The organism is Pseudonocardia sp. ICBG1034 (assembly GCF_020131375.1).
GTDB classification, from domain to species: Bacteria; Actinomycetota; Actinomycetes; order Mycobacteriales; family Pseudonocardiaceae; genus Pseudonocardia; species Pseudonocardia alni.
This window is the reverse complement of record NZ_JAHLEK010000017.1, coordinates 307,260-319,883: the sequence shown is the minus strand read 5'-3', so window position 1 is coordinate 319,883 and position 12,624 is coordinate 307,260. Positions and strand designations below refer to the sequence as shown.

16 protein-coding genes are annotated in these 12,624 nt (G+C 75.3%); 9 read left to right on the top strand and 7 right to left on the bottom strand.

All coding sequences use genetic code 11. The annotated features are described in order from the left end of the window. Nucleotides 1-29: 29 nt before the first annotated feature. The gene (locus KPF22_RS16380; RefSeq protein WP_208825409.1) at nt 30-359 is read right to left on the bottom strand and encodes a hypothetical protein; all 330 of its coding nucleotides are present in this window, start codon (nt 357-359) and stop codon (nt 30-32) included. Nucleotides 360-466: 107 nt separating this feature from the next. Here KPF22_RS16380 and KPF22_RS16375 point away from each other — a divergent pair, with 107 nt between their 5' ends. After that, entirely contained in the window at nt 467-1,318 is an 852-nt protein-coding gene (locus tag KPF22_RS16375; RefSeq protein ID WP_224402580.1) for a hypothetical protein, read from the top strand. Here the strand turns inward: KPF22_RS16375 and KPF22_RS16370 are convergent. From KPF22_RS16370 to KPF22_RS16355, 4 genes are read right to left on the bottom strand one after another with little or no spacing between them, the layout of a single operon-like run. Further along, nucleotides 1,272-2,468 carry an acyl-CoA dehydrogenase family protein gene (locus tag KPF22_RS16370; protein ID WP_224402579.1) on the bottom strand — a complete coding sequence of 399 codons (1,197 nt, stop codon included), beginning with the start codon at nt 2,466-2,468 and terminating at the stop codon, nt 1,272-1,274. The genes KPF22_RS16375 and KPF22_RS16370 overlap by 47 nt on opposite strands. Next, nucleotides 2,465-3,364, bottom strand: a complete 900-nt coding sequence (locus KPF22_RS16365) for a 3-hydroxyacyl-CoA dehydrogenase NAD-binding domain-containing protein (protein ID WP_224402578.1) — start codon at nt 3,362-3,364, stop codon at nt 2,465-2,467. Before KPF22_RS16365 ends, KPF22_RS16370 begins: the two co-directional genes overlap by 4 nt. Beyond that, the gene (locus KPF22_RS16360; protein ID WP_208825417.1) at nt 3,361-4,098 is read right to left on the bottom strand and encodes an acetoacetate decarboxylase; all 738 of its coding nucleotides are present in this window, start codon (nt 4,096-4,098) and stop codon (nt 3,361-3,363) included. The genes KPF22_RS16365 and KPF22_RS16360 overlap by 4 nt, the downstream gene beginning before the upstream one ends. After that, the gene (locus KPF22_RS16355) at nt 4,095-5,285 is read right to left on the bottom strand and encodes a CaiB/BaiF CoA-transferase family protein (RefSeq protein WP_224402962.1); all 1,191 of its coding nucleotides are present in this window, start codon (nt 5,283-5,285) and stop codon (nt 4,095-4,097) included. The genes KPF22_RS16360 and KPF22_RS16355 overlap by 4 nt, the downstream gene beginning before the upstream one ends. Nucleotides 5,286-5,369: 84 nt before the next feature. Here KPF22_RS16355 and KPF22_RS16350 point away from each other — a divergent pair, with 84 nt between their 5' ends. The 3 genes from KPF22_RS16350 (at nt 5,370) to KPF22_RS16340 (ending at nt 7,765) form a co-directional block, all read left to right on the top strand. Beyond that, the gene (locus tag KPF22_RS16350) at nt 5,370-6,080 is read left to right on the top strand and encodes an IclR family transcriptional regulator (protein WP_208825419.1); all 711 of its coding nucleotides are present in this window, start codon (nt 5,370-5,372) and stop codon (nt 6,078-6,080) included. A gap of 46 nt (nt 6,081-6,126) precedes the next feature. Next, nucleotides 6,127-7,224, top strand: a complete 1,098-nt coding sequence (locus KPF22_RS16345; protein ID WP_224402577.1) for a hypothetical protein — start codon at nt 6,127-6,129, stop codon at nt 7,222-7,224. Between the two features lie 61 nt (nt 7,225-7,285). After that, nucleotides 7,286-7,765: an SRPBCC family protein gene (locus tag KPF22_RS16340; RefSeq protein WP_208825424.1), complete on the top strand. Its 480-nt coding sequence runs from the start codon at nt 7,286-7,288 to the stop codon at nt 7,763-7,765. On the opposite strand, the gene KPF22_RS16335 is transcribed toward KPF22_RS16340, so the two are convergent. Further along, a complete protein-coding gene (locus tag KPF22_RS16335; protein WP_224402576.1) occupies nt 7,762-8,190 on the bottom strand; it encodes a hypothetical protein in 429 nt (142 codons plus the stop codon). The genes KPF22_RS16340 and KPF22_RS16335 overlap by 4 nt on opposite strands. A gap of 489 nt (nt 8,191-8,679) precedes the next feature. Between KPF22_RS16335 and KPF22_RS16330 the strand changes: the two genes are divergently transcribed. The 5 genes from KPF22_RS16330 to crcB all read left to right on the top strand — a co-directional run bounded on the left by KPF22_RS16330 (nt 8,680) and on the right by crcB (nt 11,668). Next, entirely contained in the window at nt 8,680-9,147 is a 468-nt protein-coding gene (locus KPF22_RS16330) for a MarR family winged helix-turn-helix transcriptional regulator (protein ID WP_208825428.1), read from the top strand. An 85-nt stretch (nt 9,148-9,232) separates the two neighbouring features. Then, nucleotides 9,233-9,673 (top strand): MarR family winged helix-turn-helix transcriptional regulator, encoded by a 441-nt coding sequence (locus tag KPF22_RS16325; protein ID WP_224402575.1) that lies wholly within the window; start codon nt 9,233-9,235, stop codon nt 9,671-9,673. Beyond that, nucleotides 9,670-10,917: an MFS transporter gene (locus KPF22_RS16320; protein ID WP_208825432.1), complete on the top strand. Its 1,248-nt coding sequence runs from the start codon at nt 9,670-9,672 to the stop codon at nt 10,915-10,917. The genes KPF22_RS16325 and KPF22_RS16320 overlap by 4 nt, the downstream gene beginning before the upstream one ends. Further along, complete coding sequence (locus tag KPF22_RS16315) at nt 10,914-11,303, top strand: CrcB family protein (RefSeq protein ID WP_224402574.1); 390 nt, start codon at nt 10,914-10,916, stop codon at nt 11,301-11,303. Before KPF22_RS16320 ends, KPF22_RS16315 begins: the two co-directional genes overlap by 4 nt. Next, nucleotides 11,300-11,668, top strand: coding sequence for a fluoride efflux transporter CrcB (gene crcB / locus KPF22_RS16310; RefSeq protein WP_224402573.1), 369 nt, complete (start codon nt 11,300-11,302; stop codon nt 11,666-11,668). The genes KPF22_RS16315 and crcB overlap by 4 nt, the downstream gene beginning before the upstream one ends. Before the next feature lie 21 nt (nt 11,669-11,689). On the opposite strand, the gene KPF22_RS16305 is transcribed toward crcB, so the two are convergent. After that, the gene (locus KPF22_RS16305; protein ID WP_224402572.1) at nt 11,690-12,613 is read right to left on the bottom strand and encodes a LysR family transcriptional regulator; all 924 of its coding nucleotides are present in this window, start codon (nt 12,611-12,613) and stop codon (nt 11,690-11,692) included. Nucleotides 12,614-12,624: the final 11 nt, after the last annotated feature.

The window sequence follows — 12,624 nt, the reverse complement described above, 5'->3', positions numbered from 1 at the left end:
AACCGGCCGCAGGTGCACGAACCGGTCGTTCAGGCCATCGCTGGCGCGAGCTCCCGCGCGCCGACGACGGCGGCCCAGGCCGGCAGGAAGTGCCGCACCGGGTCGAGCGCGGGGGAGCCGGTGACCGGGGTGAAGTGGTGGTCCACGAACGCGCGCAGCGCCGCGGAGTGGCCGAGCCGGTCCGGGACGAACGCCACGTCGTCGCGCCAGCCGCACTCGCAGGCCGCGCGGTAGGCGACGGCCGGGGCGCGGCGTGCGTCGCTCCAGATCCCCGTCACGCGGCCGTCGGCGGTGTCCGCGCTGACGAACCCCTCGTGGTCGTCCGACCCGGGGATCTCCACCGGTCCGATGTAGAGCACGCGATGATCATCCCCGGGAGCCGGCGGTGCGCAACCCGCGGTGGGACGGGTGGGCCCTCCGGTTCGTCCGGCGGTCGTCCGACGGCCCCGCGTGGCAGGCTGGACCGGTGGCGGACGACGAGCGTGGCGAGGCGGTGCTGGCCGCCGCGACCGACGCGGCCCGCCGCGAGTTCGGTGACGAGCTGGTGGCGGCCTACACGCTCGGCAGCCTCGCGCACGGCGGGTTCGCCCCCGCCGTCAGCGACGTCGACCTGGCCCTGGTGCTGCGGGAGACCGGCGGCGGCACGGCCTCGCGGGTGCACGACGTCGTCGCCGCGGCCCGGGACGCGGCCGCGGGCACCGACGGGCTCGCCGAACGGCTCTCGGTGTTCTGGGCCGACCCGGACACCGTGCGCCACGGCACCGGGCGCCGACCGGCCCGCCTGCCCGCCGTCGACCGGCTCGACCTGCTCGACTCCGGCGTGCTGCGCCACGGCACCGACGTCCGCGACGGGGCCGTCCCGCCCGGCCACGACGAGCTGGTCCGCGGCTCGGCCGGGTTCCTCGTCGAGCGGGTCGACGACGCCTGGATCGCCGGGGTCGCCGACCCGGCCGCACTGCTGGCCCGCGGGCCGCGCGCGGTCACCAAGACGGTGCTGTTCCCGGTCCGGTTCCTGCACACCCTCACGACCGGGGAGATCGGCCGCAACGACGACGCCGTCGCCTCCTACGACGGCGCCCACCGCGACCTGGCCCGGGCCGCCCTGCGGTGGCGCGACGGGGCGCTCGGCGAGCGGGTGGCGGCCTGGACCCTGCTGACCGACCACCTGGCGGGCCTGTACCGGGAGTGCGTCGACGCCCATCTCGCGGCGCTGCCCGGTGACGACCCCGCCGTCACCGGGCTGCGGGCGCTGCGCGACGCCCTGGCGGTGCTCAGTGCTTCGCGGGCCTCCGTCCCACGAACGCCCCGATCCCGGTGACCGCGCGTCCCACGACCAGGGTGTTGATCTCCTTGGTGCCCTCGTAGGAGTAGAGGGCCTCCGCGTCGTTGAAGAACCGGCCGACCTTGTTCTCCAGCAGGATCCCGTTGCCGCCGAACACTTCCCGGGCCCGGGCGACCGCGTCGCGCAGCATCAGGGTGGCCTGTCGCTTGGCCAGGGCCGCCTGCTCGTCGCGGAAGGTGCCGTCGTCCTGCATCTGGGCGACCCTGACCGCCATCCCGAGCGAGGCGACGACGGCGCCCAGGATCGAGACGAGGTGGTCCTGGACCAGCTGGAACGACGCGATCGGCTGCCCGAACTGGACGCGCTCGACCGCGTAGTCGCGGGCCAGCTCGAAGACTCCCGCCATCGCGCCGACCGCGTTCCAGGCGACGCCGCCACGGGTCACCCGCAGTACCCGGTTCGTGTCGGCGAAGGTCTGTGCGCCGGGCAGCCGGTTCGCCTCCGGGACGCGCACGCCGTCGAAGGTGAGGTCGGCGTTCTGGACGGTGCGCAGCGCGAGCTTGCCCTCCATCTTGGTGGCGGTGAACCCGGGCGTGCTCTTCTCGACGACGAAGCCCTTGACCGAGTCGTCCGCCACGTCGCGGGCCCACACGATCACCAGGTCGGCGAAGGTCCCGTTGCCGATCCAGCGTTTGGCGCCGTCCAGCACCCACTCGTCGCCGTCGCGGCGGGCAGTGGTCTCCAGCCCGCCCGCGACGTCGGACCCGCCGTGCGGCTCGGACAGCGCGAACGCGCCGATCTTCTCCATCCGGCGCATGGCAGGGAGCCAGCGGTCCTTCTGCTCCTGCGACCCGCACAGGTCGATCGAGGTCAGCGCGAGCCCGGCGTGCACGCCGAAGAAGGTCGCCATCGACGGGTCGACGCGGGACAGCTCCATCGACACGAACGAGGTGAGCAGCCGCGAGTAGGCGGGCCGGTCCGGCCACTCCCGCGCCAGCCCGACGACGTCGAGCTCGGCGAACCCCGGGAGCAGCTCGTGCGGGAACTCCGCGCGGTCCCAGCAGGCGTCGGCGATCGGGGCGATCTGCTCCTCGGCGAAGGAGCGGACCCGGGAGAGGATCTGCTGCTCCTCGGGGGCGAGCAGGTCGACGTAGCCGAAGAGGTCGGCGGGAAGCGGTGCGGTCATGACTCCTCCATCTCCGACCGGGCGGCGAGCACGGAGGTCTCGGCGCGGTCGCGTGCGGTGGTGAGGGCCTCGCGGCTGGGGCCGTAGGCGTCCTCGGTGGCGTTGCTGATCGCCTCGACGGTGTCCGGGTCGAGGGTGGGGTTCCCCAGGTCGGCCCATCGGCGCGCCATCCCCGGGCCGAGGTGTTCCAGCAGGTGGCGCAGGCCGCCGTCGCCGCCGCCGAGGTGGAAGCTCAGGAACGGTCCGCCGGTCGCCCAGCGCGGACCGAGCGCCCCGGTGACCACGCGGTCGAGCTCGGCGGGGGAGACCACACCGTCACGGACGAGGGAGACGGCCTCGCGGAACAGCGCCGACTGCAGCCGGTTGCCGACGAAGCCGTACACCTCCTTGTGGATCTCGACCGGGTCCCTGCCCACCGAGCGCAGGAACTCCGCGGCCCGCGCGACGTTGTCGCGCGCGGTGCGCCTCCCGGCGACGAGCTCCACCAGCGGCAGGACGTGCGGCGGGTTGAACGGGTGCGCGACGAGCAACCGGGCGGCGGCGGCGTCGTCGAGCCGGGCGGCGACGTCGGTGGGCAGGATCCCCGAGGTGGAGCTGAGCAGCAGCGCACCGGCGGAGGCGTGCGCGGCCGCGGTCGCCCAGATGTCCTGCTTCACCTCCAGGCGCTCGGGTCCCTGCTCCTGGACGACGTCGGCACCGGCCACGGCGCGGGCGAGGTCCGGTTCGCAGGCGACCCGCTCGAGCAGGTCCGCCGACCCGAACCGGCGCACACCGGCGTCGACGACCTCGGCCAGGTCCGGCCGCGGGTCGGTGACGACGACGTCGTGTCCGGCCGCGGCCAGCAGCACGGTCCAGGAGACGCCGACGGTGCCGGCACCGATCTCGGTGATCCTCACGATTCCTCCAGGTAGTCGTGCACGGTGGTGATCGGCGCGAGCGTGAGGTCGGTCAGCACGTGCGATGCGGAGACGATCTCGCGCACCGGCAGGTCCGCCAGCGGCGCGAGGACGTGGTCGAACAGCTGCAGCCGGGCCGGTCCGGTGAACGCCCGCTTCACGGTCAGGTCGGTGATCCGGGTGCGGACCAGCCGGGCGTCGACCGGTCCGGATCGGCCCGGCACGAGCTTGACCATGAAGGTCGGCACGCCGACCTGCGCGGCGGCCTCCGCCGGATCGAGCTCGGTGTGCTGGTAGGCCATGGTCGCGACGGCCACCGGCAGCGAGCCCTTGTGCAGGGTGCCGACGAGCGCACCGTCCTCGACGCCCAGTCGTGGTGTGCCGAACGCCTTCGGGTAGGCGCTCTGCTCGCGCCCGGCGAAGGTCGCCGGTGCGTTGTCCAGCCACATGCCGTGCAGGTACTCACCGTCCTCGCCGTCGAAGGAGCACGCCAGCGCCTGCCCGGACTCGGTGTAGGGGCCGAAGCCGTCGACGTCGCCCATGTGCATGACCTCGAACCGGACCAGCGGCTCCCCGGCCACCAACGGCTCGGGCAGCGCGCGACGGAACGCGTCGGGATCGGTGCGGTAGACGACGTTCAGGTACTCGCGGTCGGTGAACCGGTGCGATCCCGGCGTGAACGCGGGCGCGGTCAGCGGGGTGGTCCCGGCGGCGAGGACGTCGGCGGCCCTCATCGGGCGAGCACCCCGTCGGCGACCAGCGCGGCGATCTCGTCGTCGGTGCGGCCCAGCTCGCGCAGCACGTCGGCGCCGTCGGCGCCCAGCGTGGGGGCCGGGGTGCGCATCCCGCCCGGGGTGGCGGTGAACCGGACCGGGAAGCCGATGGACCGGTAGCGGCCCTCGGTGGGGTGCTCGGCCTCGGTGAGCAGGCCGCCGTCGGTGACGTAGGGGTCGGTCTCGGCGTCGTCGACGGCCAGGACGGGCGCGAACGGGATCGAGTGCTGCGCGCACAGCCGCGCCCACTCGTCGGTGGTGCGCCGGGGGGCCAGCTCGCCGATCAGCGCGTACAGCTCGGACTGGTGCGCGGCCATCGCGGGGGAGGTGGCGAACCGCTCGTCGGCGGCGAGGTCGTCGCGGCCGGCCGCGGTGAAGAAGTCGGCGATGTTGCGCGGGGTGTAGGGCAGGATGCAGGCCCATCCGTCCTTCGTCGCGACGGCCTCGTGCCCGGCGGCCATCGACCGGTTGAACCCGGTCGGGCCCTCCGCGGGCACGAAGGTGTGCCCGGACAGGTGCTCCACCAGGTTGAACGCGAGGAGCGTGTCGGTCATCGGCACCTCGACCAGCTGCCCCTCGCCGGTGGCCCGCTGGTGGATCACCGCGGCCAGCGCGGAATAGGCGATCGTCAGCGCGCAGACCTTGTCGGCCAGGATCGTCGGCGCGTAGGAGGGGGTGCCGGTCGCCCGGCGCATCAGGTCCACCATCCCCGACGACGCCTGCACGATCTCGTCGTAGGCGGCGCGGTCGGCGAGCTCGGAGTCGCTGCGGAAGCCCTGCGCGCGGACCTGGACCAGGCGCGGGAAGCGCTCGGCGACCCGCCCGGGGTCGAGTCCGAGCCGGTCCAGCGCACCCGGGCGCATGTTCGTCACGAGGACGTCGGCGGTGTCGAGCAGGTCGTCGAGCACCGCGCGGCCGGCGTCGGTCTTGAGGTCGAGCGCCACCGAGCGCTTGTTGCGGTTCACGTTCAGCGCGAGCGCGCCCATCCCGGGGTTGCGCTGCGGCAGGGTGCGGCGGGTCATGTCCCCGGCCGGCGGCTCGATCTTGATCACCTCCGCGCCCAGGTCGCCCAGGATCTGGCAGGCGTACGGGCCCATGACGACCGACGCCAGGTCGATCACCCGCAGCCCGTCCAGTGCGCCACCCATGTCGTGCTCCTTCCGCTCGCTCGCCGTCACGTTCTCCATGAGCATGGCTAACTTTCCTCGCTCCTGCGAGCTAGGCTTACCCATATGCGTAACCACCACCGGACCGTGGACCGGGTGGCCGGTCTGCTGGAGGCCGCCGCCCGCCGGCCCGGCGGCAGCTCCCTGTCGGCGCTGGCCCGCCGCGTCGGAGCCCCGGTGTCGTCGGTGCAGAAGCTCGTCGACGGTCTGGTCGCCACCGGCTACCTCGACGAGCGCGACCGTCGGTACACCCTGGGCCCCGCGCCCTGGATGCTCGCGGCGAGGGCGGGGGAACCACCCGTCCCGGCGATCCCGCACGAGGCGCTCGACCAGCTCGCCCGGCACACCGGGCTGCCGGTGCTGCTCGCCGCCCGGATCGGCGACGACGCCGTCTACCTCGACTGGGCGGGCGCCGACGAGGGTTTCGACGTGGCGCTGTCGGCGCGGGTCCGCGCGCCGCTGCCCGACACCGCCGCCGGCCGGGTCCTGCTCGCCCACCTCGGCCAGGCCCAACGCAAGCGGGTCGCGCTCGCCGCGCACGAGGGCGACCCCGGCGCCGCCGCCGCGCTCCTCGACACCTGCGCCCGGATCCGTGCCGACGGGTTCGAACGCGGCGCGAGCGGCGCCCTGCTGCCCGGGGCGGTCGCCGTCGCGGTCGCGCTGCGCCACGACGGCCGGGTCACCGGCGCGCTCTCGGCCGCCGACCGCGGGAACGGGCCGCTGCCCGCCGGCGTCGCCGAGGCCCTCGCCGACGCCGCGGGGGCCTGGTCGACCTGACCCGGCGCGACGTTTGCCGCCCGGTGTGCCGGGAAGGCGGCGGGTGATGCGTACCGACTGGATCCGAACCCTGAACGACAGCGACGGTCCCTTCGCGACCGTCGTGCTCGACGCCACGCACGACACCGCCGACGCCACCGAGCAGTACCGCCTGCGCTGGCGCGAGCTGCGGGAGCGCCTGGCCGACGACGGTGCCGACGAGTCGGCACTCACCGTCCTCGACGAGGCCGTGACAGCCGCCGACGCCCCCGACGGCACGGCCGGCCGGGTCCTCGTCGCCGACGCCGCGCGGGTCCTGCTCGACCGGCACACCGAGTTCCCGCCCGAGCGGGGGACCGCGGCCTGGGGTGCGGTCCCGGACCTGCTGGGCGTGCTCGGCGCGGTGGGGGAGGACGTGGCGACGGTCGTCGTCGCGGTCGACCGGACCGGTGGCCGGGTCCGCGGTGTGGACGGCACGGTCTCCGAGGTGTCGACCGACTCGGGCGGCCCGGTCCACAAGGCGAGCACCGCGGGCCCCGGTGAGGGCACCGTGGACGCCCGGGTCGAGGAGACCTGGAAGCGCAACGCCCAGGCCGTCGCCGAGCAGGTCGAGAAGTCCGTCCGGGCCGGCAACGCGGACCTGCTCGTCGTCGTCGGGGACGCGGAGTCCCGGTCCCGCCTGCGCGACGAGCTCCCGCCGGCCTCGGCCGGGATCATGGCCGAGATCGAGAACACCGGCGGCACGCTGCCCGAGCAGGTCGACGACACCGTCCGTGCCGCGGCCGACGAGGTCCGCGAGACCCGCCGCGGCGAGGCCCTCACGAGCTTCGCGACCGCGTCCGGGCGCGGCGACGGGCTGGCCGTCACCGGGCTCGGCGAGGTCACCGGGGCCACCCGCGCGCACGCCGTCGAGAGCCTGCTGGTCGACCCGGCCGCGGTGCCCGGCACCGAACTGGTCGCCGGCTCCGACCCGGCCGCGGTGGGGGAGAAGGCCGACGAGCTCGTCGGCGACACCCCGACGCTGTCCGGTCCGGCCGCGAACGTCCTGGTCCGCGCCGCCGTCGCGACCGGTGCGGCCGTCGTGCTGGTCCACCCCGGCGACGACGTCACGCTCACCGACGGCGTCGGCGCCGTCCTGCGCTTCCCGGTCGGCCCCGCATCCTGACCGTGCCACCGTCGTGCCCCGTCCCCGGCCGGACCGGCCGGGACGGGGCATGATCGGGTCCATGAGCGACCCGCGGATCGAGACCTCGCGCATCGTCGACGCGAGCCCGTCCGAGATCTTCGCCGTGCTCCGTGACCCGCGCGGGCACGTGGCCATCGACAGCTCCGGGATGCTGATGTCGGCCGAGGGCGGGCCGGTCTCGGCGGCCGGGGACACCTTCGTCGTGCACATGGACCGCGAGTCGCTCGGCGACCGCCCGATGGGCCGCTACGACGTCACCGTGCACATCGCGAGCTACGTGCCCGACCGCGAGATCTCCTGGACCGTCGTGGGCGTCATGCGCCCGCCGGTCGGCCACGTCTACGGCTACCGGCTGGAGCCGGTCGCCGAGGCCGACGGCGGCGGCACCCGGGTCGTCTCGTGGTGCGACTGGTCCGACATCCACCCGCGGTACCGCGAGTCCGACCTGTTCCCGGTGATCTCCGCGGCGTCGCTCAAGGCGACCCTGGGCATCCTCGCCCGGACCGTGCAGACCTCCTAGGCGCTGCGGCGGCGGCCCCGCCGCAGCAGGGCGCCGGAGCCGCACGCCCAGAGGGCCCACACCACCAGCAGCGGCTGGACGAGCAGCCGGGTCGCGCGGGCGCCGTCGCTGTCGAGGCCGAACGCATCGGTGCCGGTGACGTACTGCGCCACGTTGCCGGGGAACACCAGCACGAACAGCGCCGCCGCGACCAGCCCCGCGTGCGGGCGCAGCCGGGCCGGTGCGAGGAGCACCGCGGCCCCGACCGCGATCTCGATGAGCCCGGACACGAGCACCACCGCGCCGGGCGCGGGCAGGAACGGTGGCACCTGGGCCAGGAACTCGGCCGGGACGAGCAGGTGGGCGACGCCCGCGGCGACGAGGAAAGCGCCCAGCAGGAGCCGGGCGGTGGTGCGGACCGCGTGCACGGCGCCTCCGGACGTCATCGATTCCGGGTATCCGCCCCGGCCGAACCGGGGGCCGGACGGGGTGCGGACACCCCGGGACCACCCTTGCACGGAGGCCCGACATGACCGCTCCCGAGATCGTCCCGCCACCCGGCCGCCGGCGCTGACGGGCGGTCGCGGTACCGCCGTCGTACCGACCCGCCATCACCCCGTTGCCGCAGCGGGATACCGGCGACCGGGTCACGGTGCGCGCCGACACTGGGCGCTGCGGGTGAACCGTAGCTGTTTGCGATTGAGGCGCGCAGGGTCGGGGAATCCGGGGTGCACAACAGAACGACACGGACTTCTGCACGGACCGGGCGCTGGGGAGCCTTCCGGTCCGTCGGCCCCGGGTCCGGGGTGCGACCGCTTCGGGGGTGGTCGCACCCCGGACCCGTTCCTCGTCGTGACCGGTTCGCGGGTGCCCGGTGCCGAGCCGATCCTGCGGGCTCGGATGAACTCCCGACATCGAGCGCTTACCCTGTGGGAATGACCGAGCCCGGAACCGTTGCGCCGCTGGCGCTCGACGAGCAGCTCTGTTTCGCGCTCCACTCGGCGTCGCGTGCGATGACCGGGTGCTACCGCCCGATCCTCGACTCCATCGGCCTGACCTACAGCCAGTACGCGGTTCTGCTCGTGCTGTGGGCCGAGGAGACGGTGCCCCAGCGGGAGCTCGGCGAGCGGATGTTCCTCGACAGCGGCACGTTGTCGCCGATGCTGACCCGGCTGGAGGGTCACGGGCTGGTCACCCGCGCCCGTCGCCCGGACGACGAGCGCACCGTGCAGGTGTCGCTGACCGAGAAGGGCAAGGCGCTGCGCGAGCACGCCGCCGCTGCGCAGGACCAGGTCATCAAGGCCACCGGCATGTCGATGGACGAGCTGTTCCGCCTCCGCGACGACCTGCAGCGGCTCGCGTCCCGGCTGCGGTCCGCCGAGCCGGAGGCCGCGCCCGCCTGACCGTCGCGCCGCCGCGTCCGACCGCGACCGGCGTGGATCGTTGCGCGGGTATATGCTTGCCGACAGGCAAACATATGGAGCGTGCATGAGCGGCCTCGACCCCGACGCGCTGGCGCGGCTCCGCACGGACCTGGCCCGGATCGCCCGGGGCCTGGACCGGGCCACCCGCGGCTCCGACCTCACCCGCAGCGCCCTGTCGGTACTCGGGACCGTCGCCGTCCGCGGCCCGATCGGGATGGGGGAGCTCGCCGCCGTCGAGGGCGTCAACCCCACCATGCTGTCGCGGCTGGCGGGCAAGCTGGAGGCCGCCGGGCTGCTCGTCCGCGACACCGACCCCGACGACGGTCGCGCCGTACGCGTCGCGGTCACCGAGGCCGGTGCTGCCGAGCACCGCCGACGCCGCGAGGAACGCACCCGGCTGCTCGCCGCCCACGTCGACGCCCTGTCCTCCGACCACACCGCACGGCTGCGGGCCGCGCTGCCCGCGCTCGACGCGCTCGCCAGGGCCCTGCGGGACGCCCGGTGAGCGCCGGTCCGGACCAGGCGTCCCGCCGGGCACTCGCCCGCACCTTCGCCGCGCTGTCCGGTCACAACTACCGGCTCTGGATCGGCGGCCAGTCGATCTCGCTGGTCGGTACCTGGATGCAGTCGATCGCCCAGTCCTGGCTGGTGTACGAGCTGACCGGGTCCGCCGCTGTGCTCGGCACCGTCGTCGCCGTGCAGACCGTGCCCACCCTGCTCCTCGGCCCCTACGCCGGGGTGTGGGTGGACCGCCTCGACCGGCGACGGCTGATGGTCGGCCTGCAGACGATGATGGGCCTGCAGGCCGCCGCACTCGCCGTGCTCACCCTGACCGGCACCGTCGCGCTCTGGCACGTCTACGTGCTGGCCGCGGTGCTCGGGCTGAACAAGGCCGTCGAGAACCCGGCCCGGCAGACCTTCGTGCACGAGCTGGTCGGGCCCGAGGACCTGCGCAACGCCGTCACCCTCAACTCGGTCCTGGTCAACGCCGCACGCGCGGTCGGACCGGCCGTCGCCGGGCTGGTCATCGTCGCGGGCGGGACCGGCATCTGCTTCGCGGTGAACGCGGTCAGCTTCGTCGCCGTCGTGACCTCGCTGCTGCGCCTGGACACCTCCGCGCTCATGCCCACCGCTCCCGCGCCCCGGGCGCCCGGGCAGCTGCGTGAGGGGTTGGCCCACGTGCGCGACAACCCCGAGCTCCGGGTGCCGCTGGTGATGATGGCGCTGATCGGATGCCTGGCCTACGAGTTCCCGGTGGTGCTGCCGGTGGTGGCCTCGCAGACCTTCGGCGGCGACGCGGCCACCTACGGCTGGCTCACCGGCGCCATGGGCGTCGGCGCGGTCGTCGGGGGGCTCGTCGTCGCCGGGCACGGACGTACCGGGGTGCCGATGCTGGTGCGGACCGCGCTGTTGTTCGGCCTGGTCCTGGGCCTGGCCGCGGTCGCGCCGTCGCTGTGGGTCGCCCTGGTCGCGATGGGGCTGGTCGGGATGGCCAGCGTCGCGTTCATGGCCGGCGGCAACTCGACGCTGCAGCTGGCCTCGGCCCCGCACATGCGGGGCCGGGTGATGGCGCTGTGGTCGGTGGCCTTCCTCGGGTCCACCCCGATCGGCGGCCCCGTCGCCGGCTGGGTCAGCGAGCAGTGGGGCGGTCGCGGCGGGCTCGCCCTGGGCGCGGTGGCCTGCCTGGTCGCCGCCGCGATCGGCCTGCCCACGGCGCGCCGCGCCGCCCGGGCGGAGGCCGCCGGGTGAGCGCGCCCGGCCGGCCCGCGGTGCTCGCGGCGGTCGCCGCCGGCGGGGTGGTGGGCGCCGAGGCGCGCCGGCTGCTCGGGCTCGTCGGCCCGCCCGCCCCGTGGACGACGCTGCTCATCAACGTCACCGGCTGCCTGCTGATGGGGGTGCTGATGGTGCTGGTCACCGAGCGGTTCCGGGCCCACCCGCTCGTCCGCCCGGCGCTGGGCGTCGGGGTGCTCGGCGGGTACACGACGTTCTCCACCTACGCCGTCGACGTCGCCGCGCCGGCGTTCGGCTCGCCGGGGTCGGCGGCGCTGATGGTCGGCACCCCGGTGCTCGCCGTCGCCGCGACGGCGCTCGGCGCGACCCTGACCCGCGCGCTCGCCGGGGACGGAGCCCGGTGACGGCGCTGCTCGTCGCCCTCGGTGCGGCCGTCGGGGCGCCGCTGCGCTACCTCGTCGACACCGCGGTGAAGGCGCGCAGGCCCTCGGCGTTCCCGTGGGGCACCTGGGTGATCAACGTGGCCGGGTCCTTCGTGCTCGGCGGCGTGGTGGCGCTGACCCCGCTGTTCGGGCCGGGGTTCGCCGCGCTGCTCGGCACCGGGTTCTGCGGGGCGTTCACCACCTACAGCACCTTCGGCTGGGAGACGCTGTCGCTGCTCGAACGCGGCCGCACCGCGCTCGCCGTGGGCTACGCGGCGGCGAGTGCGGTCGTCGGCGTCGCGGCCGCACTGGCCGGGCACGCGCTGCTCACCGTCGTCGCCGGCTGAGCCGGGTCGGGTCCGGCCGGGTCAGCGGATCCGGCCGCCGGTGGCGATCCGCAGCAGGTCACGGGCGGTGCCGCGGGGCGAGGTGCCCTCCCGCCAGACGGCGCGGAACTCCCGGGTCAGGTCCAGACCGCGGACGTCGACGACGACCAGCGACCCGGCCGCGACGTCGGCGCCGACCACCGCCCGCCCCAGCACCGCGGGGCCCTCACCGGCGCGGACCGCCGCACGCAGGGCGGCGTCCGCGGCGTACTCGCGCCGCGGCGGCACGGGCTCACCGGCACCGGCGGCGTCGAGCACGGCCTCCAGCGCGGGCCGGGCCCCTGCACCGGGCGGACGGGTGAGCAGCGGGGTACCGGCCAGCTGCGCGGCGTCGACGCCCTCGGACCCGGCCCACGGGTGGCCGGGGGCGACGACGAGCACCAGCGGGTCCGATCCCACCGTCGCCGCGTGCAGGCCCTCCAGCGGACCGGGCGTGGACACCACCCCGACCGCCGCGTCGCCGGACCGGACCGCCGCCGCCGGATCCGGCGTGTCGCGCAGCACGACCCGCCCGCCCGGACCGTCGCGCAGCTCGACCAGCCAGGCCTGCAGCAGACACTCCGCGACCACCGGGTTCGCGGCCAGGACGACGGTGTCCTCCCCGGCCGGCTCGTCGCGCAGCGCCGCGACCGCGACGTCCAGGTCGGACGCGGCTGCCAGCAGCGGGCCCGCCCACTCCACGAGCAGGACCCCGCGGGTGGTGAGCCTGCTCGACCGCCGCCCCCGGCGTGCACGTTCGAGCACCGGGCCCCCGACCTGCTGCTCGGCGGCCCGGATCCGCGCGGACGCGGCCTGCACCGTCAGCCCGAGCCCCTCGGCCGCGGCGGACATGCTCCCGGTGCAGGCGATGTCACGGAGCAGGGCGAGTGCGGTCAGGTCGGGGACGCGTGCGGGTGCGGTGGCCATCGGGACCAGCC